Annotated in this window: 21 protein-coding genes, 1 tRNA gene and 1 pseudogene; 10 read left to right on the forward strand and 13 right to left on the reverse strand. The window is 62.6% G+C overall.

Annotated features, from left to right (window positions below):
- Positions 1-236 precede the first annotated feature (236 nt).
- The 4 genes from EWH21_RS16530 to EWH21_RS16545 all read left to right on the forward strand — a co-directional run bounded on the left by EWH21_RS16530 (position 237) and on the right by EWH21_RS16545 (position 1,942).
- Positions 237-599 (forward strand): hypothetical protein, encoded by a 363-nt coding sequence (locus tag EWH21_RS16530; RefSeq protein WP_277698861.1) that lies wholly within the window; start codon positions 237-239, stop codon positions 597-599.
- A 76-nt stretch (positions 600-675) separates the two neighbouring features.
- Positions 676-1,062 carry a hypothetical protein gene (locus tag EWH21_RS16535; RefSeq protein WP_277698862.1) on the forward strand — a complete coding sequence of 129 codons (387 nt, stop codon included), beginning with the start codon at positions 676-678 and terminating at the stop codon, positions 1,060-1,062.
- 75 nt (positions 1,063-1,137) lie between these two features.
- On the forward strand, positions 1,138-1,542 hold the full coding sequence (locus EWH21_RS16540) for a hypothetical protein (RefSeq protein WP_277698863.1): 405 nt from the start codon (positions 1,138-1,140) through the stop codon (positions 1,540-1,542).
- 88 nt (positions 1,543-1,630) lie between these two features.
- Positions 1,631-1,942, forward strand: coding sequence for an NTF2 fold immunity protein (locus EWH21_RS16545; protein WP_277698864.1), 312 nt, complete (start codon positions 1,631-1,633; stop codon positions 1,940-1,942).
- Positions 1,943-2,401: 459 nt separating this feature from the next.
- On the opposite strand, the gene EWH21_RS16550 is transcribed toward EWH21_RS16545, so the two are convergent.
- A complete protein-coding gene (locus EWH21_RS16550; protein ID WP_277698865.1) occupies positions 2,402-2,578 on the reverse strand; it encodes a hypothetical protein in 177 nt (58 codons plus the stop codon).
- A 2-nt stretch (positions 2,579-2,580) separates the two neighbouring features.
- On the opposite strand from EWH21_RS16550, the pseudogene EWH21_RS16555 reads away from it, so the two are divergent.
- Positions 2,581-2,772, forward strand: a pseudogene (locus EWH21_RS16555) (integrase); the annotation flags it as partial.
- Between the two features lie 210 nt (positions 2,773-2,982).
- Here the strand turns inward: EWH21_RS16555 and EWH21_RS16560 are convergent.
- The 5 genes from EWH21_RS16560 to dapA all read right to left on the reverse strand — a co-directional run bounded on the left by EWH21_RS16560 (position 2,983) and on the right by dapA (position 6,805).
- Positions 2,983-3,345, reverse strand: coding sequence for an HNH endonuclease (locus EWH21_RS16560; protein WP_347177581.1), 363 nt, complete (start codon positions 3,343-3,345; stop codon positions 2,983-2,985).
- A 268-nt stretch (positions 3,346-3,613) separates the two neighbouring features.
- A tRNA-Ser gene (locus EWH21_RS16565) sits at positions 3,614-3,703 on the reverse strand.
- A gap of 126 nt (positions 3,704-3,829) precedes the next feature.
- Positions 3,830-4,699, reverse strand: coding sequence for a phosphoribosylaminoimidazolesuccinocarboxamide synthase (locus EWH21_RS16570; protein WP_134675468.1), 870 nt, complete (start codon positions 4,697-4,699; stop codon positions 3,830-3,832).
- Positions 4,700-4,788: 89 nt separating this feature from the next.
- Positions 4,789-5,910 (reverse strand): outer membrane protein assembly factor BamC, encoded by a 1,122-nt coding sequence (bamC, locus tag EWH21_RS16575; RefSeq protein ID WP_047589934.1) that lies wholly within the window; start codon positions 5,908-5,910, stop codon positions 4,789-4,791.
- Between the two features lie 16 nt (positions 5,911-5,926).
- The gene (gene dapA, locus EWH21_RS16580; RefSeq protein WP_037057413.1) at positions 5,927-6,805 is read right to left on the reverse strand and encodes a 4-hydroxy-tetrahydrodipicolinate synthase; all 879 of its coding nucleotides are present in this window, start codon (positions 6,803-6,805) and stop codon (positions 5,927-5,929) included.
- Between the two features lie 204 nt (positions 6,806-7,009).
- On the opposite strand from dapA, the gene EWH21_RS16585 reads away from it, so the two are divergent.
- A complete protein-coding gene (locus EWH21_RS16585) occupies positions 7,010-7,567 on the forward strand; it encodes a glycine cleavage system protein R (RefSeq protein ID WP_037057423.1) in 558 nt (185 codons plus the stop codon).
- Between the two features lie 109 nt (positions 7,568-7,676).
- On the forward strand, positions 7,677-8,150 hold the full coding sequence (locus EWH21_RS16590) for a peroxiredoxin (protein WP_277698867.1): 474 nt from the start codon (positions 7,677-7,679) through the stop codon (positions 8,148-8,150).
- Between the two features lie 281 nt (positions 8,151-8,431).
- Here EWH21_RS16590 and EWH21_RS16595 read toward each other — a convergent pair whose 3' ends face one another.
- Together EWH21_RS16595 and EWH21_RS16600 are read right to left on the reverse strand one after the other, a co-directional pair.
- Positions 8,432-9,499: an AI-2E family transporter gene (locus tag EWH21_RS16595; RefSeq protein ID WP_037057428.1), complete on the reverse strand. Its 1,068-nt coding sequence runs from the start codon at positions 9,497-9,499 to the stop codon at positions 8,432-8,434.
- 46 nt (positions 9,500-9,545) lie between these two features.
- The gene (locus EWH21_RS16600) at positions 9,546-9,785 is read right to left on the reverse strand and encodes a sulfurtransferase TusA family protein (protein ID WP_037057431.1); all 240 of its coding nucleotides are present in this window, start codon (positions 9,783-9,785) and stop codon (positions 9,546-9,548) included.
- Positions 9,786-9,894: 109 nt separating this feature from the next.
- Between EWH21_RS16600 and EWH21_RS16605 the strand changes: the two genes are divergently transcribed.
- A complete protein-coding gene (locus EWH21_RS16605; RefSeq protein ID WP_047589932.1) occupies positions 9,895-11,328 on the forward strand; it encodes a M48 family metalloprotease in 1,434 nt (477 codons plus the stop codon).
- Between the two features lie 608 nt (positions 11,329-11,936).
- On the opposite strand, the gene EWH21_RS16610 is transcribed toward EWH21_RS16605, so the two are convergent.
- The 5 genes from EWH21_RS16610 to EWH21_RS16630 all read right to left on the reverse strand — a co-directional run bounded on the left by EWH21_RS16610 (position 11,937) and on the right by EWH21_RS16630 (position 21,291).
- Positions 11,937-16,778, reverse strand: coding sequence for an NAD-glutamate dehydrogenase (locus tag EWH21_RS16610; RefSeq protein ID WP_277698868.1), 4,842 nt, complete (start codon positions 16,776-16,778; stop codon positions 11,937-11,939).
- 347 nt (positions 16,779-17,125) lie between these two features.
- On the reverse strand, positions 17,126-18,430 hold the full coding sequence (locus EWH21_RS16615; RefSeq protein ID WP_152489161.1) for a TRAP transporter large permease subunit: 1,305 nt from the start codon (positions 18,428-18,430) through the stop codon (positions 17,126-17,128).
- A gap of 57 nt (positions 18,431-18,487) precedes the next feature.
- A complete protein-coding gene (locus EWH21_RS16620; protein WP_037056200.1) occupies positions 18,488-18,994 on the reverse strand; it encodes a TRAP transporter small permease in 507 nt (168 codons plus the stop codon).
- Positions 18,995-19,063: 69 nt separating this feature from the next.
- Positions 19,064-20,041, reverse strand: coding sequence for a TRAP transporter substrate-binding protein (locus tag EWH21_RS16625; RefSeq protein ID WP_277698869.1), 978 nt, complete (start codon positions 20,039-20,041; stop codon positions 19,064-19,066).
- Positions 20,042-20,346: 305 nt separating this feature from the next.
- Complete coding sequence (locus tag EWH21_RS16630) at positions 20,347-21,291, reverse strand: LysR family transcriptional regulator (protein WP_047591671.1); 945 nt, start codon at positions 21,289-21,291, stop codon at positions 20,347-20,349.
- 271 nt (positions 21,292-21,562) lie between these two features.
- Here EWH21_RS16630 and EWH21_RS16635 point away from each other — a divergent pair, with 271 nt between their 5' ends.
- Entirely contained in the window at positions 21,563-22,786 is a 1,224-nt protein-coding gene (locus EWH21_RS16635) for an OprD family porin (RefSeq protein ID WP_152489162.1), read from the forward strand.
- A gap of 139 nt (positions 22,787-22,925) precedes the next feature.
- The gene (locus tag EWH21_RS16640) at positions 22,926-24,809 is read left to right on the forward strand and encodes a methyl-accepting chemotaxis protein (protein ID WP_277698870.1); all 1,884 of its coding nucleotides are present in this window, start codon (positions 22,926-22,928) and stop codon (positions 24,807-24,809) included.
- The last annotated feature ends 24 nt before the right edge of the window (positions 24,810-24,833 follow it).

The following is a 24,833-nucleotide window of genomic DNA, read 5'->3' on the forward strand; positions in this document are numbered from 1 at the left end:
TTTCGACACTTTTTCGACAGGCCAGCTAGACAGGTTCGGCGGCTATCGCTAGCTTCTGGCCATCAAGCCCCTGTGCTTTAAGTCTTCGGTGTCGCTTTTCCAACCTGAGAGTGTCGCGTTTCTCACCATTGATACGTGATAAATCAAAGGCTTGCGCCGAATTATGGTTGATTACCAGACATTACTGGGGATGTTATGCGACAGCAATGTCGCCTAATTTATAGTTAGGGCTACACATGAAATTAATCTTCGCTGCGTTTTTGGCAATGGTAAGCCAGTTCGTCTATGCAGGTTATGATGTCCATATTACTAAAAAAGATTTTTGGGCTGACGAAAACGGCCCGTGCATAAGTCACGAAGAATGGAATAATTATGTAACAACGGACAGCCAAATCCAGCGCGACAATAAAAATTCAACAAATGATTTCTTAGTACGTCTTGAGCTTGAGCAATTCCCTATTTGGTACAACCCCTACCTTTGCGAAATTTACACAAAGAACCCATCTGAAAACGCCATCAATAAATTCATAAAAATTTCTGAAGCTCTCGACGCAAAAGTTCAAGGCGATGACGGCGAAAGTTATCCACTCACACCCTAACTAGTGGTTCAAACCCTTCGCTACGCTCACCGGGACGGGCTAAAGCCGGCCCCTTAACCAAACGTTAGGCTAGAAAATGAGTCTCGACATTCACCTTGAAGCCGATGAGCGACTTTCAATAACCACTATCTCTACGACATTGAGCGAACTCGGCGCACGGGATAGAAACAGTGACGGCCATACGGTGGAAGGAATTTTCGAATCCGGATTAATAGTGAGCGCCGCGTGCGAACTAGATGACCACACGTTATACACGGAAGATACTAAAGGCATGGACTTCCCCGTGGCCATTCGCTGTTACATACGAATAAAAGGGCCGGAGCCAGAAGGTTTTTCTGCGCTTGGCGATCTGGAGCGCTTTGTAAAACACCTTGCAACCAAAACCGACGCTAACCTTGTGGTTTCATTCCAGTACGAATCAGCGTTGTATTGGAGAAATAGCGATGGTTTACACACCGTCTAACTAGTGGTTCAAAATGTTCGCTTCGCTCACTGGGACGGGCTAAAGCTCGCCCCTTAACCAAATGTTAGAGCCACCATGGATAAAATCATCACCGACATAATACGCTCCGTGGCATATAGCACCGGCGGGCTTTTTTTAGGCGCCATCATAATGTCAGTCATCCTAGGAGTTACCGAACAAATACACGACGGCATAACTATAAGCAGAATAAAATCCGGATATGGAATAGGAATTTTCTTTTCACTGTTTGTCATTATGGCTGGCTTTATTCCGGCATTAATGTATGGCGCTCCGATGTATTCACTAATACGTCTGTATGGGCGCGCATCATTCCTGCTATCAGCCCTTATAGGTGTCGCACCTGGCATCGCTATTTACTCTTTGAGCGACAGAGCTTCAGGTCTTTTATTCATTATTTTCGGCCTAGCAGTAGGACTCTCAACACACGCAATCGCTAAAGCTACAGAACGAAAGCAATGATCGCATTGCTCAAACAAATAGTTCAAACCGCTCGCTTCGCTCACTGGAACGGGCTAAAGTCCGCCCCTTAACCAAACGTTAGGTAGCCATGTCAAAGTTATTATTACTCACTCTTTTAACTATGACCGGAACCGCAAATGCAAAAAACGAATGTCCAGAAACGCCGGCCAACCAAGTAGTTATTACTTCAGCCTCACATGCTATTGAAGCAACTAAAAAAGCAATGCTAAAAATATACAAAGCCGATTACTTAGCAGGCTTTGAACCATTTACAGCAGAAAAGAACAATAACATCTGGTATGTATACGGAAGCCTCTCGCCAGACACGTTCGGAGGGACTCCAGAAGGTGAAGTATGCGCAACAACTGGCAAGGTACTGGACATTTATCATTCCCAATAGTCACCTAACTAGTGGTTTAAATCATTCGCTTCGCTCACTGGAACGGGCTAAAGACCGCCTCTTAACCAAACGTTAGAAAGGAAAGGGGAACTAATTTACTTCTGACTGGCGAGCACAATAAATCCGCTCGATATTTTATGGCTCTTTCCCTAGCTCCGCGTCAGTTCCTATTATTCAACTGATACCTGGATTTGCAGTCACGTTTTCTTAGGCTTCCATCCTTCCCTGCAAATGAACAAATCCAGTCCTCTGGTCTGTTCTGCTCACCGATTACCATGATCTTCTGTTCTTCCGGCGCTTTCGGGTTTGTTCGTATGGCTCGGCGGTACCCCACTCTCTCGCGTCGACAAGGTTTATCGCGCCCTTCGGGGTGTAGTTCTGATCGTTGAATACGGTTTGCTTGGTAGCCGGGCTGTCTGAGCTAGTGGGTTGCTCAGCTCGCTGTCGAGACATTGCGTCTCACCTTGCCTGCTCTTCCACGATCTTGTCCCAGTCGTTTCTGGGCGTTGGCTCTGGTCGGGTGATCTCGGCAACCGGCATTGGCTTCGGTTGCTGATTGTTCGTGGCCAGGTTCGTGACTGTGTTCTGCATGAAGGCCTGGCCGCCCAGTGTGAGCGCACCAAGGGTGACGACCATGCCTATGGCACACCTTCGCCAGTCGGTTCGTGATGAATGGCGGGAAAATCCTGACCCTGCAGAAGATCCAGGGCCACACCACCCCGGCCATGGCCCTGCGCTATACGCACCTGGCGCCGGATCACCTGCCGGATGCCATCAGGCTCGGACCCGCTAGCGATCACCGGCGCTTTCTCGGCATCATCACCCCATAGCCATATCGAAGGGGCATCATGCGTGACTTCGTTCAACAGCAGCACAAGGCCAGGCAGCATGATGAATTCTTGCAACGCAAGGTTACCGCTGCCAGGGCATCGCTAAAGACTGGTCGTGGTCGTTCCAATGACGATGTAGAGGCTGAGTTTGGCGCTCGTCGTAAGCGCCTGACTAGGATGTGTCCACTGCCACAGGGGTAGCCTACAGTTTTATCCGTGCCAGGCACTTCTCATGACTCTTTTCGGTACTGGGTGCCAGTTGTTGTTGCGCACGCGAGTACGGACAAAATGCTTATAAATCTCGGGCCGCATAGGCTTTGCCCGGCGTTGGTGTCTGTGCCGATTACAGTACAGGCAAGCCGCCGCGATATTGATCTCAGTGTTTTCTCCACCGTCCTGGCGAGCCTCGAGGTGCTCTGCTGTACATCGGAACAACTCTGCTTGCTCGATGGTAATCCGGTGCATGTCCGCGAAGGTTTCAACTGAATCCACCCACATATCAAGACCGCAGTAATAGCAGCTGCCGTTCTGTAGGATGAAAGCGGTTTGACGGAGTTTTTGGACAGTATTCATAGGCCAACAAGATCCTTTGGTATGTGGATCCGTGGCCCATGTTTAACCGAAGTCATGGCGCGGGCTTGACGGCACCAGTAGGGCTGATCGCTACTGGCGAGGCACCACCCTTAACTTTGCTTCGTGATGGGGTAGGGCTGTGGAGCGAAGATATTGCTTTCCAGTGCCGGTATCAAGAACCTGATGTGCCACTCTTAGACACCTTGCATGTCGCATAAAGCAAAAGCCCCTGAAACTCTAAGAATTTCAGGGGCTTAAGCTTGAGATATGGCGGGAAGATAGGGATTTGAACCCTAGGTGCCATTGCTGACACAACGGATTTCGAATCCGTCCCGTTCGACCACTCCGGCATCTTCCCAAGCGGCGCGAATCATAACAGCTCAATACGCTTTGGCGAAGCTAATTTTGAAAATTTTTCTTGTTCTATCAGTCGCTTGTAAAAAACAGGCGCCACCGGTAATGCCGGCGGCGCCTGTCTGAGTGGTCAGGCTGTCAGGCGCGTCAGCGCCTCGCGGTACTTGTCCGCCGTCTTCTGCGCCACGTCCGCCGGCACGGCCGGGGCCGGGGGTTGTTTGTTCCAGCCGGTGGACTCCAGCCAGTCGCGGACGAACTGTTTGTCGAAGCTGGGCGGGTTCTTGCCTTCGACATAGCTGTCGGCCGGCCAGAAGCGGCTGGAGTCGGGCGTCAGCACTTCGTCCATCAGGGTCAGGGTGCCGTCTTCATCGAGACCGAATTCGAACTTGGTGTCAGCGATGATGATGCCACGGGTAGCCGCGTACTCGACCGCAGCGCTGTACAGGGCAATGGCCGTGTCACGCACCTTGGCCGCCAGTTCGGCACCGATGATGGCTTCGCACTGCTCGAAGCTGATGTTCTCGTCATGGTCGCCGACAGCAGCCTTGGTCGAGGGGGTGAAGATCGGCTGCGGCAGCTTGGCTGCTTCCTTCAGGCCAGCCGGCAGGGCGATGCCGCAGACGGTGCCGCTCTTCTGGTACTCCTTCCAGCCGGAACCGACGATGTAGCCACGCACGATGGCCTCGACGGCAACCGGCTTGAGGCGCTTGGCGACGACGGCACGGCCTTCGACCAGAGGCAGTTCGGCCGCCGCCACGACATCCTCGACCTTGTCACCGGTGAAGTGGTTGGGCACCACGCCGGCCAGCTTGTCGAACCAGAAGTTGGAGATGGCGGTGAGGATCTTGCCCTTCTCCGGGATCGGTTGTTCGAGGATCACGTCGAATGCCGACAGACGATCGGTGGCCACCATCAGCATGCGCTTGTCGTCGATTTCGTAGAGGTCGCGGACCTTGCCCGAGTAGATCTTCTTCAGGCTCAGGGTGGTAGGTGTGCTCATGTCGGCATTTCCGTTCGTGGCAAACAAAACAGGCGAAACCCTTTAGGATTTCGCCCATCGATTGGAGGCTGAGGCAGCTGCTGCCTGGATCAGCCGAGGTTGTCCTGAATCAGGCTCAGCACGCGGCGCGATACATCGGCCGGGGCGATGGTGTTGAGGTCCTTCTCCACCGTGACCTGCACGCTATCGCCCACCGGGGTCAGGCGAACCTGATAGCGCTCGGCGCGCGCCTCGATCTCTTCCTTGCTCGGCTCGCTGCCGAACAGACGACCGAAGAAACCGGGCTTCTCTTCATTGACCTGGGCACCTTCGGCCAGGTTGATGTAGTACAGGCCAAGGCTGCGGTTGAGGTCGTCGACACGCACGTCACCCAGCTCCAGCGAGCGGCCGACACCCGACCAGGCGCGGTCGAAGTCGGCGCCGAGGTTCAGCACCGGGTTGCCGTTGCCGTCTTCGCTCAGGCTGACGCGGCTGGGGGCATCGAAGTCGCGAGCCGCGAGCAGCGAGACGGAACCGCCCTGCTCCACGCCACGCGCCATGCTCACCAGCATTTCGTCGAGCAGTGCCGCTTCCAGGCTGGCGTTGCCACTGCGCTCGGCGAAGGCGACATCGGCACTGCTGCCAGCCGGACGCTCGGCGCTGGTGACGAAGACTTCACTGGTGTTGCGCTGCACACCCGGCTCGATGCGCACACGTACGCGCGTCTCGGCATCCGGTGCGACACCGGACACGCGGCTGCTCAGGCGACGCGCCATGGTGCTGGAAAGCTCGTCGAAACGCTGCCAGGAGGTGGTGAATTCACCGACCTGCGGGCGCTCACTGGCGATACGGAAGCCATTGTCCTCGAAGAACTGACGGGCCAGCGGCCAGACTTCGGCCGGCACGCGCTGGGCAACCACCCAACGCGAGTCGCCGCTGCGCTGCAGGCTGAACTCACGCTCGTCGCCACGCACTTGCAAGGGCTGAGGGCGCGGCACCTCGAATTCGCGGGACGTCGAGTTGCTGGTTGCAACCTGGGCAGGCACCGGCAGCAGCGGGTCGAGACGCTTGGCCTGGACATCGGCCGGCAGTTGCATCGGTGCGGTCTGACGCGCTTCCAGGTAGTCGCTACCGCGATCACGGAAGTAGCCATCTTCACCCCAGAGCCAGCCACAACCGCTGGTGCTGGAGACGATCAGAGCAAGGGCGGAAAATCCGGCCAGTCGCTTCATGCGTAGAATTCCTCGATTAAGCCAATACGCCGCACTGGCGCATGGCCTGGCGCAGCGGTTCGTGACAGCGCGGGCTGAGCCAGGTCAGCGGCAGGCGAATACCTTCGTCCATCAGGCCCATTTCGTGCAGCGCCCACTTCACCGGAATCGGGTTGGATTCGAGGAACAGGGCCTTGTGCAGGGGCATCAGGCGGTCGTTGATGGCACGGGCGATGGCCGCCTCGCCACGCATGGCAGCGGCGCACAGGTCGCTCATGGCACGCGGCGCGACGTTGGCGGTGACGGAGATGTTGCCCTTGCCGCCCAGCAGCATCAGCTCGACAGCGGTAGCGTCGTCGCCCGAATAGACGAGGAAGTCCTTGCCGACGCGGCTCAGCACGTCCTGGGCACGCTGCAGGTCGCCGGTGGCTTCCTTGATGCCAATGATGTTGTCGATCTTCGACAGGCGCTCGACGGTCTCCGGCAGCATGTCGCAGACGGTGCGGCCCGGCACGTTGTAGAGAATCTGCGGGATGGCCACGGCTTCGGCGATATGGCGGAAGTGCAGGTACAGGCCTTCCTGGGTCGGCTTGTTGTAGTACGGGGTGACCAGCAGGGCGGCATCGGCGCCAACGTCCTTGGCCGCACGGGTCAGCTCGACCGACTCACGGGTGGAGTTGCCACCGGTGCCGGCGATGACCGGGATACGGCCAGCGACCTGGTCGACCACGCGCTTGATCACTTCGACGTGCTCACCCACGTCCAGCGTGGCGGACTCACCGGTGGTGCCGACCGCGACGATGGCATTGGTACCCTCTTGCAGGTGGAAATCCACCAGTTTGCTCAGGGCCGCCCAATCCAGATCACCCTGCGCGTCCATGGGCGTGACCAGTGCCACCATACTGCCCGCAATCATGCAACTGCTCCTGCCGGAAAAATTGAGCCGTAATGGTACTGGTGCCACCAGTCCGGCACAAGCAACGGACAAGGGCATATCCGCTCCCGACTTGGGGCGACGAGGGTGGCGGCGCCATTCCCCTCGGCGGTGCTTTTCGCTAACCTGCTCTCTTTGGTCTGCGGCGTCTCGTGCGCGGACCGTTCATCGCTTTAGGAAGGCTGCATGTCCACCCCCCCCGTTCGCGAACAATTCCTCGTTATCAGCGCTCTCGGCCGTGATGCCATGGCCCTGACCAACCTGCTCAGCCGCACCAGCCACGAGAACCGCTGTGCGGTGATCAGCACCCGCCTGAGCCGCCATGGAGAGTTCAGCGCCCTGGTGCTGCAGGTGTCCGGCAGCTGGGACGCCCTGGCGCGCCTGGAGTCGAGCCTGCCGCTGCTGGCCAAGAAGCACGACTTCTCGGTCAACCTGATCCGCAGCGCCGCCGCCGACGCTCGCCCGCAGGCGCTGCCCTACGTTGCCTACGTCAGCGCCGTGTATCGCCCGGACATCCTCAACGAGCTGTGCCAGTTCTTCATCGACCACCGCGTGGAGCTGGAGAACCTCACCTGCGATACCTACCAGGCACCGCAGACCGGCGGCACCATGCTCAACGCCACGCTGACGGTGACGCTGCCGGCAGGCACCCAGATCAGCTGGCTGCGTGATCAGTTCCTCGATTTCGCCGACGCCCTGAACCTGGACGCGCTGATCGAACCCTGGCGCCCGCAAAACCCATGACGATTCGCCGCGCGTCGGCCCTGCGCCAGTAACCGCAGCGGCGGCCTGCTCATCAGGCCCCGCCGTCTGCCGCGCGAGATCATCGACCGCCTCTATTGAAGGAGTTCCCATGACCGTAGCCATCGACCAAGCCGTTGCCGACTTCCAGGCCGAAGCAACCAGCGGCCAGCAGGTGAAACTGTCTGACCTCAAGGGCCAGCAGGTCGTGCTGTACTTCTACCCGAAGGACGCCACGCCCGGCTGCACCACCGAGGGCCTGGACTTCCGCGCGCGCTTCGAACAGTTCCAGGCCGCCAACACGCTGATCTTCGGCGTGTCGATGGACAGCCTGAAGAAGCACGAGAACTTCAAGTGCAAGCAGGAGTTCCCCTTCGAGCTGATCAGCGACGAGGAGCACGCCCTGTGCGACCTGTTCGGCGTGTACCAGCTGAAGAAGAACTACGGCAAGGAGTACATGGGCATCGTGCGCAGCACCTTCCTCATCGACAAGGATGGCGTGCTGCGCGAGGAATGGCGCAACGTCAAGGTTGCCGGCCATGTCGACAAGGTGCTGGCCGCCGCGCAGGAACTGCACAAGCGCTGAGACCGGGCACGCCTGCTGTAGGAGCGGCTTCAGCCGCGAATGCCGAGCCCCGCACCAGCGGGACCGAGCATGAAAAAGGCCGCATTCGCGGCCTTTTTCGTTTGACGGGGATATCGCTCCAGTCATTCGCCTGTTTCGCGGCTGAAGCCGCGCCTACGGGGTGATGCGCCCCAGGCGCACACCGCTGGTCGCGGATGAGCCCTCTCCCAGAGGAACAACGCGGCCCCAGCACCAGCGGCCAGACAAGGAGCAAAGACCGCTGGCTCCTGCGACCCGCCCTCTCAGGCCTGTGCAGACTCCAGCTCGGTGCGCGGCCAGGCGTTGATCACCGCCTTGAACAGCGTGGCCAGCGGAATGGCGAAGAACACGCCCCAGAATCCCCACAGGCCGCCGAACAGCAGCACCGCGCAGATGATCGCCACCGGGTGCAGATTGACCGCCTCGGAGAACAGCAACGGCACCAGCACGTTGCCGTCGAGCGCCTGGATGATGCCGTAGACCACCATCAGGTAAATGAACTGGTCGCTCCAGCCCCACTGGAACAGGCCGATCAGCGCCACCGGCACCGTCACCACGACCGCGCCGATGTAAGGAACCACCACCGACAGGCCAACCAGCAGCGCCAGCAGCGCCGCGTAGTTCAGCCCCAGGTAGGCGAACGCGATGTAGGTGACCACGCCACAGATGATGATCTCGATGAACTTGCCACGGATGTAGTTGGCGATCTGCTGGTTCATCTCCTGCGCGACCTGGCTGATCAGCGCCCGCTCGCGCGGCAGGTAGCCACGGAACCACTGGCCGATCTGCTCGCGGTCCTTGAGGAAGAAGAACACCAGGATCGGCACCAGCACCAGGTAGATCATCACGCTGACCAGCATCGGCAGGCTGGACAGCGAGAACGACAGCGCCCACTGGCCGAACTTGCCGGCCTCGCCCCGCATGCTGGTGATCAACTGCACGATCTGCGCGTCGGTGATCAGGTTCGGGTAGCGCTCCGGCAGCAGCAGGAACACCGACTGCCATTCGGCCGCCATGCGCGGCAGCTCGTTGAACAGGGTACTGAGCTGCTGCCACAGCAACGGCATCAGCACCAGCATGAACACCGCCAGGCAGCCCATGAACAGGGTGAACACCAGCCACACGGCGAGCACCTGCGGCACCCGCATGCGCTCCAGGCCGTTGACCATGCCCTGCATCAGAAAGGCCAGCACCAGGCCGGTCAGCACCGGCGCGAGCATCCCGCCCAGGGTCAGCACCACGGCGAACCCCAGCACCAGCAACACGGCCAGCACCACGGCCTGCTCGTCGGAGAAGTAGCGGTGCAGCCAGTCGCGTATAACCTTGACCATCAACGATCCTTAATCTGCAGATGTGCTGGGGAGGACGGCGAAGGACTCAGGCCTTGCGCAGCCAGTAACGATAGACACCCGAGTCGACCTCTTCATGCAGCAGCGCATGACCGGCCAGCGTGGCGAATGCGCGGAAGTCGCGCTGCGAACCGGCATCGGTGGCACTGACCTTGAGTACGGCGCCGCTGGCCAGGCGATTGAGCTCGAGCTTGGCTTTGAGCAAGGGCAACGGGCAATTGAGCCCGCAGGCGTCGAGTTCGGCATCGAAAGCCGGTACGTCTGTCATCGTCTACTCCTGATAAGGGCGCTAGGATAACCAAGCCACTGCAACCCTGGCCAGCGCGCTAGCTGGCCGGCTACAGTAACCCCCTTTGCCCTCCGAGAGCCCTGAGTGCATGACTTTTCTGCGCCCCACCCTGCTGACGCTGGCCTGCCTGTTCGCTGCCCACACGGGAGCCAGTGACCTGCCGTCGCTTGGCGATGCCAGCTCCTCGATCGTCTCCCCTCAGCAAGAACACCAACTCGGCCGTGCCTGGCTCGGCCTGCTGCGCGGCCAGGTCTCGCAGCTGGACGACCCGCAGCTCAAGGACTTCGTCGAATCCAGCGTCTATCGCCTGTCGGAAACCAGCCAGCTGCAGGACCGCCGCCTGGAGTTCGTCCTGCTCAACAGTCCGCAGCTCAACGCCTTCGCCGCCCCAGGCGGGATCGTCGGGGTCAACGGTGGCCTCTTCCTCTACGCCCAGACCGAAGCCGAGTACGCCTCGGTCATGGCGCACGAACTGGCGCACTTGTCGCAACGCCACTTCGCCCGTGGCGTCGAGGCGCAGCAGCGCATGCAACTGCCGCTGATGGCCGCCATGCTCGCCGGCATCGTCGCCGCGGCAGCGGGCGCGGGGGATGCCGGCATCGCCACGATCATGTCGACCCAGGCTGCGGCGATTCAGGAGCAGCGCCGCTTCTCGCGCCAGAACGAGCAGGAGGCCGACCGCATCGGCCTGGTCAACCTGGAAAAGGCCGGCTACGACCCGCGCGCCATGCCGTCGATGTTCGAGCGCCTGATGCGCCAGTACCGCTACGACGCCAAGCCGCCGGAATTCCTCCTGACCCACCCGGTTTCCGAGTCGCGCATCGCCGACACCCGCAACCGCGCCGAGCAGTACCCGGTGGAAGGCCGCGAGGACAGCCTGCGCTACCAGCTGATGCGCGCCCGCGTGCAACTGACCTATGAAGAGACCCCGGGGGTCGCCGCCAAGCGTTTCCGCGCCATGCTCGACGAGAACCCGGGGCTGGATGCCGCGCGCTATGGCCTGGTCCTGGCGCAGATGAAGACCGGCCAGCTCGACGAGGCCGGCAAGACCCTGGCACCGCTGCTGAGCAAGGCCCCGGACGACATCGTCTACAACCTGGCGCAGATCGAGCTGGACATGGCCGCCAACCGCCTCGATGCGGCCGATCGCCGCCAGGCACGCATGCGCACCCTGTACCCCAGCAACTATCCGCTGCAACAGAGCGGCATCGACCTGCTGCTCAAGCAGCAGCGCATCCCGGATGCCGAGCGAGCGCTGGACGACCTGCTGAAGACCCGCAGCAAGGACCCGGACGTCTGGTACCAGGTCGCCGAGGTACGTGGCCTGAGCGGCAACACCATCGGCCTGCACCAGGCGCGCGCCGAGTTCTTCGCACTGGTGGGTGACTACAACCAGGCGATCGAACAGCTGGACTACGCCAAGCGCCGCGCCAGCAACAACTTCCAGCTGGCCTCGCGCATCGACGCACGCCAGCGCGAACTCTCCGAAGAGAAACGCCTGGTCGAGCAGATGTTGCGCTGACGCAAGTGCTGGCACGGTCTTTTGACCGCGGTACGTTCGGCCCTCTCCCCCGGCCCCTCTCCCGTGAATGAGAGAGGGGAGCAAACCGTGCGGGCGCTCCATCCGTAGCCCGGATGAAATCCGGGGAATCCGTAGTACAGCCCCGTAGCCCGGCCCCGGATTTCATCCGGGCTACGAAGGTGATCAATGCGGTGGCGCACTGGTTTGGCGAAGTGTGGCGCGCCCGGCCCTCTCCCCCGGCCCCTCTCCCATGAATGGGAGAGGGGAGCAAACCGTGCGGGCGCTGCGACCGTAACCCGGATGCAATCCGGGGAGTCCGCAGTACAGCCCCGTAGCCGGCCCCGGATTTCATCCGGGCTACGAAGGTGGTCAATGCGGCGGCGTACTGGTTTGGCGAAGTGCGGCGCGCCCGGCCCTCTCCCCCGGCCCCTCTCCCATAAATGGGAGAGGGGAGCAAATCTTGTGGGCGCTGTGTCCGTAGCCCGGATGCAATCCGGGGAATTCGTAGTACAGCCCCGTAGCCCGGCCCCGGATTTCATCCGGGCTACGCGCGCGGCCTGAAATGAAAAGCCCCGCACTAGGCGGGGCTTTTCTTTTCAGCGGATGGCTCAGGCGCTTTGCGCCAGGTCCATCAGCTCGCGGTTGGCCACGGCGTACATGGCGTAGTCGGTACCGGTCGCCGAGCGCAGGTCGGCCAGCATGGCCTTCCAGCGATCGACCAGGCGCTGATGCTGGTCAAGCCACAGCGTCACCCGTGCCTCGATGTCCTGCGGGCCGTCGACCATCTGCAGGACCGACACGGTGACCGCCCGCTGCTGCCAGTCGAGGTCGTCGCGGAAGGCTTCGCGGGCCAGTGCCTGCCAGTTGTTCTCCACCGGCAGGTTGGTGATCTGCTGCAGGTACCAGGACAGTTCCAGCGCGCCACCCACCGCGAAGTAGGCAGTCGCCACTTCGCTGGCATCCTTGCCGGTCACGTCTGCGGCTTCGATGATCGGCAGCAGGGTGTACAGGTGGCTGGTGCCCGCGACCACGCGCGCCAGTTCCTCCGGCGTGCCGGCCTCGACGAAGCTCTGGTAGCGCGCCAGCCACTGCTCGCGCGCCGGGCCTTCGAGCAGCTCGTCCAGGCGACCGACCAGCGCCTCGATACGCGGCGCGAAATGCGCCACGTCGCGGGCGGCGTCCAGTTCGTTGCGACGGCTGCGCAGGAACCAGCGCGTGGCCCGACGGCCCAGGCGCATCAGCTCGTCCATCAGTTGCAGCTGCAGGTCGGCCGGCACCTTGTAGTCCAGCGCCTCGATCTGCTGCCACCAGTACGGCAGGCGGAACAGGTCACGCACGATGACGTAGGCGCCGGCGACGTTGGCCGCGCTCATGCCGGTGGACTCCTTCAGGCGCTGCACGAAGGTGATGCCCATGTGGTTGACCAGGTCGTTGGCGATCTGCGTGCTGACGATCTCGCGCTTGAGGCGGTGACGGCGCATGGCGTCGCCGAACTTCTCGGTGAGGATATCCGGGAAGGCGGTTTCCATCTCGCGGGCCAGGTAGTCGTCATCCGGCACCTGGGACTTGAGCAGGGACTCCTTGAGGTCGATCTTGCTGTAGGAGATCAGTACCGACAGCTCCGGACGGGTCAGGCCCTGGCCGTTGTTGGCGCGCTCGTTGAGTTCCTCGTCGGACGGCAGGAACTCCAGGGCACGATCCAGCTTGCCGGCGCTTTCCAGCGCGTTCATCAGGCGCTTGTACTCGCCCGCCCGCTCGCGCGCACGGCGCTCGGCCAGCGACAGTGCCTGGGTCTGCTTGTAGTTGTTGCCGAGCACCAGCTCGGAAACATCGTCGGTCATCTGCGCCAGCAGCTTGTTGCGCTGCTTCTCGGTCATGTCGCCGCCGGCGACGATTTCGCCGAGCAGAATCTTGATGTTGACCTCATGGTCGGAGCAGTCCACGCCGCCGGCGTTGTCGATGAAGTCGGTGTTGCTGGCGCCGCCGTGCAGGCCGAACTCGACACGGCCGAGCTGGGTCATGCCCAGGTTGCCGCCCTCGCCCACCACCTTGGCGCGCAGCTCGCGACCATCGACGCGCAGGGCGTCGTTGGCCTTGTCGCCGACGTCAGCGTGGCTTTCCTTGCTGGACTTGACGTAGGTGCCGATACCGCCGTTCCACAGCAGGTCGACCGGTGCCTTGAGCAGTGCGTTGAGCAGCTCGGTCGGCGCCAGGCGGTCGGCGGCGATGTCGAAGCGCGCCTTCATCTGCGGGCTGATGGCGATGCTCTTGGCGCTGCGCAGGAAGATGCCGCCGCCCTCGGAGATCAGCTTGGCATCGTAGTCGGCCCAGCTCGAACGCGGCAGCTCGAACAGGCGCTTGCGCTCGACGAAGCTGCGCGCGGCGTCCGGGTTGGGGTCGATGAAGATGTGCATGTGGTTGAACGCCGCCACCAGCTGCAGGCTTTCCGACAGCAGCAGACCGTTACCGAACACGTCGCCCGCCATGTCGCCGATGCCGATCACCGTGACGTTGTCCTTCTGCACGTCGATGCCGCGCTCGCGGAAGTGACGCTGCACGCTGACCCAGCCGCCCTTGGCGGTGATGCCCATGCCCTTGTGGTCGTAACCGGCCGAACCGCCGGAGGCGAAGGCGTCGCCGAGCCAGAAGCCGTACTCGGCAGCGATGCCGTTGGCGATGTCGGAGAAGGTCGCGGTGCCCTTGTCCGCCGCCACCACCAGGTAGGGGTCGTCGGCGTCGTGGCGCACCACGTTGGCCGGCGGCACCACCTCGCCATCCTTGAGGTTGTCGGTGATGTCGAGCAGGCCGCTGATGAAGATGCGGTAGCAGGCGATGCCCTCGGCCATCACCTCGTCACGCGAACCGCCGACCGGCATCCGGCGCGGCACGAAGCCGCCCTTGGCGCCCATCGGCACGATTACCGCGTTCTTCACCTGCTGCGCCTTGACCAGGCCGAGCACTTCGGTACGGAAGTCTTCTTCACGATCCGACCAGCGCAGACCGCCCCGCGCAACGTCGCCGAAGCGCAGGTGCACGCCCTCGACACGCGGGCTGTAGACGAAGATCTCGAACTTCGGCACCGGGCGCGGAATGTCCGGGATCAGGCGCGGGCTGAGCTTGAAGCTGAAGTAGGCCTTGCCCTGACCATGCTCGCCGTTCTGGTAGAAGTTGGTGCGCAGGGTGGCCTTGATCAGGTCCAGGTAGCGTCGCAGGATGCGGTCCTCGTTGAGCACCGCAACGTTGTCCAGCGCGGCGAGGATGGCCTGCTCCAGTTTCTGCTGCTTGTCGTCGAGGTCTTCGGCGGTGAGCTTGCGCGCCAGGTAGAAGCGCGTACGGAACAGGCGCACCAGCTCCTTGGCGATGTCGGCGTGGTTGACCAGGGTGGCGGCGATGTAGCTCAGCGAGAAGCCCAGGCGAATCTGCTTGAGGTAGCGCGCATAGGCACGCAGCAGCGCCACGTCGCGCCAGGGCATGGCCGCGGTCAGCACCAGGCGGTTGAAGGCGTCGTTCTCGGCGTCGCCACCGACGATGTGGATGAAGGCATCCTGCAGGGTGTCATTGAGCTGCTGGATGTCGACATCCAGGCCTTCGGCGTAGGTGAAGGCGAAGTCGTGGATCCAGAACTCGCGGCCATCGGCACGGCGCAGCTTGTAGGGGAACTCGCCGAGCACGCGCAGCCCGAGGTTCTCCAGAATCGGCATGACATCGGACAGCGGCAGGGGCGCATCGGCGTGGTACAGCTTGCAGTGCAGCTGCTGCTCGTTCTGCGCCAGCGGCTGGTAGAAGCTCATCACCAGCTGCTTTTCACTGCTCAGGCTGAGCAGGTGCTGCATGTCCACCACCGCCGAGTGCGGGGCGAAACGCTCGCGATAGCCCGCCGGGAAGCCGCCGGGGAATTCCGCCAGCACGTTGGTGCCCTGCGCCTCGCCGAAGCTCTCCACCATCAGGCCGGCGTAGTCGTCCTTCCACGAACGGCAGGCCTGGATGACTTCCTTCTCCAGGCGCACGGGATCGATCTGCGTCTTGCTCTTCGGGTCGACCCGCAGAATGAACTGCACGCGGGCGAGCACCGACTCGGAGAAGAAGGTCCAGAACTCGCAATCGGTAGCCTGCAGGCGCTCCATCAGCACCTGCTGGATCTTCACCCGGGTTTCGGTGGAGTACACGTCACGCGGTACGTAGGCCAGGCAGTAGCAGAAGCGGCCATAGGGGTCGCGGCGCAGGAACACGCGAATCTTGTTGCGCTCCTGGATCTGCACGATGGCCATGGCGGTGCTGAACAGATCGTCGACCGGGGTCTGGAACAGGTCGTCACGCGGCAGCACCTCCAGTACCTGGGCCAGCTCCTTGCCCAGGTGGGCGCTGCTGTCGAAACCGGAGCGCTGCTTGATCACATCCACCTTGCGGCGGATGTAGGGGATGTTCCACACGCTCTCGGCATACACCGCCGAGGTGTAGAGGCCCATGAAGCGGCATTCCTTGACCACGTTGCCCTTGGCATCGAGTTCGCGGATGGAGACGAAGTCCGGGTAGGCCGGGCGGTGCACGCGGCTCGGTACGGCCGCCTTGGCGAAGGACAGCAGCTGCGCTTCACGCAGGTAGGCGACCGCCTCCGGCTCGATGTGCAGCTCGTCGGCCTTGAGCCCGGAGCGCAGGCGCTTGGACAGGCCGAGCAGGGATTTCTCGTCGTAGACCATGGTGCCGCCTTCAGCGGAGGGCGCCACGGTGAATTCCTCGTAGCCGAGGAAGGTGAAATGGTCATCCAGCAGCCAGCCGAGGAAGACCTTGATTTCCTCCAGCTCGGTCTTGTCCACCTTGAGCTTGGCGCGGTCCAGCCAGGCCAGCAGCTCGCGTGCCTTGGCCTTCATCGGCTGGAAGTCGGCAACGCTCATGCGCACGTCGCCGAAGACTTCGTGGATGGCCTTCTCCAGCGTCTTCAGTTCGGCGGAGCTGGCGCAGCGGTCGATTTCCAGGAACATCAGCGCTTCCTGCAGCACGCCCTCGCCCTGGGTGCCACGCGGCAGAATCTCCAGCAGCTGGCCGTTCTTGTCGCGGCGCACGCTGAACACGCTGTTCTGCAGGGTATGGATGCTGTAGCCGTGGCGGTTCAGCTCCATGCGCACCGAATCCACCAGGAACGGGATGTCGCCGTGGAGGATTTCCACCGCCGTATGGGTGGACTGCCAGCCGTGCTTCTCGTAGTCGGGGTTGAACGCCCGCACCTGCGGCTTGGCGTGATCGAACTGCTCCAGCATGCGCCAGGCCGACAGGGTGCAGCCGACCAGGTCGGAAAGACGCCGCTGGGTCAGCTCCTCGAGGGCGATGATGCCGAAGAACTGATCGGCGAAAAGGGCTACTTGTGGCAGCGCCTGCTCACTCACGTGCTGCGCCAGGGCCGCTTGCAGTTGGTGCTGGAAGTCGGCTTTGCTGGCCGCCGTAAAGAACGCCATGTTTTTGCTCCGTTGGGCTGGTGGTTCGACAGGACATCTGGATCGCTGCCGCTGGGTGTTGCCAGGCGGTTGAACAACCACCTGCGTTGCCATTGCTGCCGCGTCTACGTTTGCAATGGTCTGCTAGTTCAACGTTAGTCCATGAAGCGACAATGACACCTGCGAGTCGCATCGGACCGGCGCGAAGGGAGACGACCGACTGGTCACGTATGACCGCCGAGCTTAACGAGGGAAGCCCTGCAACCGCTTGCGGTGCTGCGACATTTTCTTTCAAGGCTGCACCGAGACGGTGCAAAAGAGAAAAACCATGGCCCGCCAGCGCAGGGCGAACGAGCCATGGAGAAGGGTCAGGCGCCGCGCATGGCCTCGGGCAGCGCCAGGACGATCTGCGGGAAGGTGGTGATCAGCACCGCCGCCAGCACCAGCAGCATGAAGAACGGAAAGCTGGCCCGCGCCACCGCCCCGAGGTTGCGCCCGGTGAGGTTCTGGATGACGAACAGGTTGAAGCCTACCGGCGGGGTGATCTGCGCCATCTCCACCACCAGGATGACGAAGATGCCGAACCACAGCAGGTCGATGCCCGCCGCCTGCACCGCCGGCAGGATCACCGCCGTGGTCAGCAGGATGATCGAGATGCCATCGAGGAAGCAGCCCAGGGCGATGAAGAACAGCGTCAGCGCCAGCAGCAGCAGGTACGGCGACAGCTGCTTGGCGATGATCCAGTCGGCCAGCGCCGCCGGCAGGCCGGTGAAGCTCATCGCCGACGTCAGGTAGGCCGCGCCGAGCAGGATGAAGAAGATCATGCACGAGGTGGAGACGGCGCCCATCAGGCTGGCCATGAAGGTCTCCCGGGTCAGCGCCCCGGAACACAGCGCGATCAGCAGCGCGCCGACCACCCCCACCGCCGCGGCCTCGGTCGCCGTGGCGATGCCGCCATAGATCGAACCGATCACCGCGACGATCAGCCCCAGCACCGGGATCAGCAACTTGGCCCGGCGCAGTTTTTCCATGAACGGCAGGCGGTCGCCCTCCTCCGGCAGCTGGCTGCGATTGCAGGCCGACCAGAGCATCAGGTAACCGCTGAAGATGGCGAGCAGCAACAGGCCGGGCAGAATGCCGGCGATGAACAGGCGCGAGATCGACACCTGCGCCGCCACCCCGTAGACAATCATCATGATCGACGGCGGAATCAGCAGGCCGAGCGTGCCGGCGCCGGCCAGCGAGCCCATGGCGATGGACTCGGGATAACCGCGCGACTTCAGCTCGGGCAGGGAAATACGGCCGATGGTGGCCGCAGTGGCGGCGGACGAGCCGCTGACCGCCGCGAACATGCCGCAGCCGAATACGTTGACGTGCAGCAGGCGCCCCGGCATGCCGCGCATCCAGGGCGCCAGGCCGTTGAACATGTCTTCGGAAAGGCGCGTGCGGTAGAGGATCTCGCCCATCCAGATGAACAGCGGCAAGGCGGTCAGGGTCCAGCTGGCGCTGGACGCCCAGCTGGTGGAGGCCAGGATCGAGCCGGCCGGCGCGCCGCCGAACAGCTCCATGCCGATGATGCCGACGCCGAGCAGCGACAGGGCGACCCAGACGCCGCCGCCGAGCAGCACGAACAGTGCCAGCAGCAGCGTAATGGTGATGGTTGTGTAGTCCACGGGTTCACTCACGAATCAGTGCGGCGATGGCCGCAATTAAGGATCGAGCCATGCGGCTCACTCGCTCATCGCCGTATCGGCCTCGGCAGACTCGAAACGCCTGCCCAGGCAGGTCAGCACCAGGCGCTCGGCCATGGCCACGACCAGGATCAGGGTGCCGAGCAGCATCGGCAGTTGAGGCAGCCACATCGGGATCGGCAACAGGCCCGAGGACACTTCCTTGAACTCGTAGGACTCCAGCACGAACAGGGTGCAGTACCAGGCCAGGTAGGCGGCGATGCCGAGACCGATCAGGGTGGCCAGCACATCGGCCGCACGACGGCCACCAGGCGGCAGCAGGCGCAGCATCAGCTCCACGCGAATGTGTGCGCCACGTTGCAGGGCATAGGGCAAGGCGAGAAAACCGGACGCCGCCATCGCGTAGGCGGCGAACTCATCGGCCGCCGGCACCATGGTGCCCAGCTGGCGGGCCACGATCTGCGCCACCACCAGCACGCAGATCGAGACGAGAAAGACGCCGGACAGCCATCCGGACAGGGTGTAGAGCTTGTGCAGTGGGGTCATGAACAGCGGGCTCCCTGGGCAAGCTTGAAGAAAAAACCCATCGCTGCGACGCCGCGATGGGCACTGACATCAACGCCGGTAGGCGTCGAGGATAGCCTGGCCGTCGGCCCCGGAGCGCTTGAGCCACTCGTCGGTCATGGTCTGGCCGATCTGCTCGAAGCCCTTCTCGACCGCAGCCGGTGCCTGCTCGGATACCTGCATGCCGTTGTCGGCCAGGGTCTTGACCAGCTCGCCGGTCTTCTCCTGGGCGATCGCCCAGCCACGCGCCTCGGCACGCTTGGCGGCATCGAGTACCGCAGCCTGGGTCGCTTCCGGCAGGCGCGCGAAGGCACGTGCGTTGACGATGACGAAGTTCTTCGGAATGAAGGCCTTGACGTCATAGTAGTAGGAAGAGAAGTCCCAGGCCTGGGAGTCCACGCCCGTGGTCGGCGAAGTGAGCATGCCGTTGATCATGCCGGTGCTGAAGGCCTGTGGAATCTCGCCGGTCTGGATCACGGTCGGCACCGCCCCCATCAGCTCGGTCATGCGCGAGGTGGCCGGGTTGTAGGCACGGAATTTCATGCCCTTGAAGTCGTCCATGCTGGCGACCGGGGTCTTGGTGAAGATGCTCTGCGGCGACCACGGCATGGCGTACAGCAGCTTGATGCCCTGCTTGGCCAGGCGCTCCTCGACGGCCGGCCGGCTGGCGGCCCACAGCGCCTGGGCCTGCTCGTAGTTGCGCACCAGGAACGGCACGCTGTCGACTTCGAAGATCGGGTCTTCGTTACCCAGTACCGACATCAGCACGTCGCCAGCCTGGATCTGCCCGGTCTGCACCGCACGTTTGACCTCGGGGCGCTTGAACAGCACCGAGTTGGCGTGCACACGAATCTGCAGCTCACCCTGGCTGGCCTGCTCCACGTCCTCGGCGAACGACTTGGCCACGGTCGTGATGAAGTTGCCGTCGGGCTGCTCGACGCTCATGTTCCAGCGCTCGGCAGCCTGGGCGCCGACGCCCAGTGCGCAAGCCAAAGCGGTAATAGCGAAACGCGATGCGATGCTTTTCATGGTGCTCTCCTGTTAATTGTTCTTTGTGCGCCGCACGCGCGGCTGGAAGACGATTTCGAGTCTCAGCGCATCGCCCTACCCTGTCCAACTAGAAAAACCGGGGGCGCATGATCGGAATTCGTTATGGGATGAAACGGGGCATCGCTGTGGCAAATGCACCAGCAGCGGGCAATCGCTGACGGCTCCTGGAAAACCAGGGCAAGGCCGCCTGCGCCGGGGCATGACAGACAGGCAAGCGGGTTTCACGCGCGCTGAGCGAGCCTGCCGAGGGGGCTTCTCGAGGGGCCGTCGACCAGCGAAAGGGCTCAGGCGCTCTGCTGTTCCGGCGCCGGGGCGACGCGCGCCATGCAGGCTTCGCCCATTTCCTCGGCATAGACGTCGAGCGCCTCGCAGGCCAGGGCGATGATGTCTTCGCTGAGTTCCAGCCCGACCCCGGTGCGCCAGGTGGCCACCACCGGCAAGGCCGGCGGCTCGGGAACGTCGTCGAGAATGCTCAGCACCCCCTGCTTGAGTTCATCGTGGACCAGCGCCGGCGGCAAGGCGCCGACCCCGAAGCCATCACGAATCAGCCGGGTCATCGCCGCGATGGAGTTGACGCAGTTGATGCGCGGCGCACTGACGCTGCCGGCGTGCAGCAGGTTGAGAATGTCCTGATGCGGCCGCGAGTTCTTCGAGAAGGTGATGATGCGCTCGCGCGCCAGCTCATCCGTGGAAGCATAGCGGCGGTGGTACAGCGAGCCGGTGGGCACGATCCAGCGCACCGGGAACACCGCCAGCTGCAGATTGCGCACGCTGTCGCCATTGACCATGTCGGTCTGGAACACGATGTCCAGATAGCCCTTGAGCAGCTGCTCATTGAGGTTGCGCGCGGTGTCGGCGGTCAGTTCGATCTCCACTGCGGGGTAGCGCTCCATCACCCGTGTTACGAACGGACTCAACCAGGTGTGAATGACGGTATCCATCGCCCCGATGCGGATGCGTCCCTGGATATTGCCGGTATCGCTGATCGACTGCTTCAGCGCCTGCATGGTGTCGATCATCCGCTCGGCGTATTCGAGCACCTTCTGCCCTTCGGGCGTCAGTGACACGCCCTTGGAATCACGCAGGAAAAGACGCGTACCGAGTTCATCCTCGAGCGCGGCGATGCGGCTGGAAATCGACGCCTGGGTGCTGAACAGCTTCTCGGCAGTCAGGCGGAAACTCTTCAGCCGCGCCACCCAAACGAAGGTCTCGAGAAATCTCAGGTTCATGCCACAACGCCTCTTCGCAATATCGTCATCCGGGCCTGATCGTCAGCACCCATGCTGCCTTGGGCGTAGCAGGTTGCATGCCAGAGGTTTTTCGCCCGGCGGATGAATTTTCCTATCGCCGGCCCCCTGTTTTTTCTCGTTGGACGCAGCCGAACAACGCTTTGAAGAATGGCGGCGCGCTCCGCGCAGACCACAACAACATCATTCAAAACGCGCTCTGCCAAGCAGCCGCTCTCGCCGCTGCGCGCTCCCAACAGGAGACACTGCAACCATGAAACCCCATTACCCACTGGCATCCGCGCTGCTGCTCGGCAGCGGCCTGCCAACCCTGGCGCACGCCGACTTCATCGCTGACAGCAAGGCCAGCGTCGAGATGCGCAACTTCTACTTCAACCGCGACTTCCGTCAGAGCGGCGCTCGCGACAAGGCTGAGGAATGGGCGCAAGGTTTTCTGCTGCGCATGGAATCCGGCTACACCGAGGGCACCGTCGGTTTCGGCATCGATGCATTGGGGATGCTCGGCCTGAAACTCGACTCCGGCGACGGCACCGCTGGCACCGGCCTGCTGCCGGCCGACCGTTCCGGCGGTTCGCAGGACGATTACTCGAAGCTCGCCCTGACCGCCAAGGCCAGGATCTCCAACAGCACGCTGAAAGTCGGCGCCCTGCAGTTCCGCAGCCCGATCGTCTCCGCCAACGACTCGCGCCTGCTGCCGCAGACCTTCCAGGGCGCGCTGCTCAACGTCCAGGAAATCGACAAGCTGACCCTGCAGGGCGGCAAGATCAACCGGATCAAGGCCAACAGCTCCAGCGACTACACCGAGATGAGCGGCAACCGCATCGGCGGCAGCAGCGATTCCTTCGTCTTCGGCGGTGGTGAGTACAAGCTCACGCCGCAGCTCACCGCCGGCCTGCACTACGGCACGCTGGAAGACATCTACCAGCAGTACTACGGCACCCTGGTGCATGTGCTGCCGCTGGGCGAAGGGCAGTCGCTGAAGAGCGACCTGCGCTATTCGCAGAGCCGCGAGGACGGCAACTTCCGCGACCTCGACAACAAGGCCTTCGGCGCCATGTTCACCTACAGCCTGGGTGGCCATGCCTTCGGTGCCGGCTACCAGCGCATGAGCGGTGACGACCCCTTCCCGTACATCGCCAACAGCGACCCCTTCCTGGTCAACTTCGTGCAGATCAACGACTTCGCCAATACCCAGGAACGCTCCTGGCAACTGCGCTATGACTACAACTTCGCCAGCCTCGGCATCCCCGGCCTGACCTTCATGACCCGCTACATCTCCGGCGACAACGTCGAGGTCGCCGGACGCAGCAGCGAGGGCAAGGAGTGGGAGCGCGACATGGACATCGCCTACGTGGTGCAGACCGGCCCGCTGAAGAACCTGGGCCTGAAATGGCGCAACGCCACCGTTCGTTCCAACTTCGGCAACGATCTCGACGAGAACCGCCTGATTCTCAGCTACACCCTGCCGCTCTGGTAAGCGGCGTTGCGCGGACGGGGCCTTCGGGGCCCCGTTTTTCATTTCCCGGGCGGCAAGATAGCCATAGACTTTCACCGCAGTCGTATGACAACTTGCCGATTCCCGAGAATCATCCTGAAGAAGATGGCGAGGCGTTATCGTGACTTTGCACCTGTCCTGGCAACAAAAATTCCGCGCCCTCATCGCGCTCACCCTGATCAGTCTGGCGTTGATGGCGGCCGCCTCGCTGTGGGCCAGCCACCGCCTGAGCAGTGCCCTGCAGGCCAGGGAGCAGGCGGCGAGCTACGCCAGCGCCAGCACCGAACTGATGAACCGCTGGTGGCGGCAGAACGCCCAGCGCCAGCAGCTCACACCCGAGCAGCAGGCGGCATTCGGCAGCGGTCTCGATGAATTGCACGAACTCATCGGACAACTGTTGACCAAGGCTCAAGCCCTGCGAGACGACGATACCCTGCAACACGCACAGCGGATCCAGGCCATCCTCGAGGAGGAGCTGGAACAACAGCGCCAGTGGCTGAGCTTCAACCAGGCGCTGGGGCTGTCGCCCTTCGATGGCCAGCGCAAGGTCCTGAGTGAAAAGGGCAAGGCCCTGGAAGCCATCAGCTTCGATCTGATCAAGCCGTTCATCACCAGCGCACTGAGCAGCCAGCGCGACTACCTGTCGACCTTCGATCCGGCCTTCGCCCAGATCGCGCTGACGGCGATCGGCAAGCTGCAGGAGCAGATCGCCGACCTGGAGTGGCAGCAGACCCCGATCGGCAAGAACGTGCAGGCCTATGCCGATGCCTTCAGCGAAGCCCATGCCAGTATCGAGCGCATCAACGCCACCAACCAGCGCCTGGGCCAGCTGGGCGAAGACTTGCAGGCGCGCATGGCACAACAGGCTCGCGCCCTGCAGGACGGCCTGCTGCTAAGGCGCGCGCAGGAGGCGGAGCAATCGCGCATCTCCGCGCTGTGGCTGATGGGCCTGAGTTTCCTGGCCGTCGCCGCCCTGCTCTGCTTCACCCTGCTGCAAGCCTCACGCACCCTGGTCAGCCGCCTGCGCAACGTCATCCAGCTGCTCAGCCAGGTGGCGTCCGGCGACCTCAGCGGCAAGCTGCCGGTGGGAAGCAACCGCCGCGACGAATTCAATCAGCTGGCAGACGCGGCCAATCGCATGATCCAGGGCATCGGCGGCATCGTGGCCGAGGTGGTACGTGCCAACGGTGAGCTGAGCCGCTTGCACAATCACCTCGGCGACGCCATGCGCCAGCTGGGTGACAACAGCAGCCAGGTGGAGATGCAGACCGAGCAGGCCGCCTCCGCCTCGCACCAGATCAGCGCCACCCTCAACGACATGGCGCAGCGCACTGCGGAAGTCGGCAGCGCCACCACCAGTGCCTACGACGCGGCGCGCAACGGCGGCGAAGTGATCGCCGCCAGCGTGAACAGCATGAGCCGCCTGGCGCAGCTGATTCAGGACACGCACAGCCAGGTGGACGCCCTCGGCCAGAGCAGCGCCCGGGTCAACGGTATCGTCGATGTGATCAACAGCCTGGCCGACCAGACCAACCTGCTCGCGCTCAACGCGGCCATCGAGGCGGCGCGGGCCGGTGATGCCGGGCGCGGCTTCTCGGTGGTAGCCGATGAAGTGCGCTCGCTGGCGCAGAAGACCGTGGCCGCCACCACCGACATCAGCGCCATCGTCGGTGAGTTCCAGCACCAGACCCGGCACATGCATCAGTTGATGAGCAACGGCCTGAACCTGGCAGCCGACAGCGAACGCCATGCGGCGCAGGTCGCCGATGCGATTACCTCGATCACCTCGGCGATGGAACGCCTGACCGGCGAGATGAACCAGGTGGTGGTCGCCATCGAGGAGGTGTCCACCACCACCGAGGACATCGCCGACAAGATGGAGACCATCCACGTGCATACCGGGCAAAGCAAAGAGCTGCGCCATACGCTGGGCGGTCATACCGAGGGGCTGTCATCCCAGGTCGACGCCCTGGGTCGCAGCGCCAGCCAGTTTCGCCTGGCATGAGCACGGCGGGCGCCAGCTCGAGGC

It is taken from the genome of Pseudomonas sp. REST10 (genome assembly GCF_029542605.1).
Taxonomy (GTDB): Bacteria; Pseudomonadota; Gammaproteobacteria; order Pseudomonadales; family Pseudomonadaceae; genus Aquipseudomonas; species Aquipseudomonas khazarica.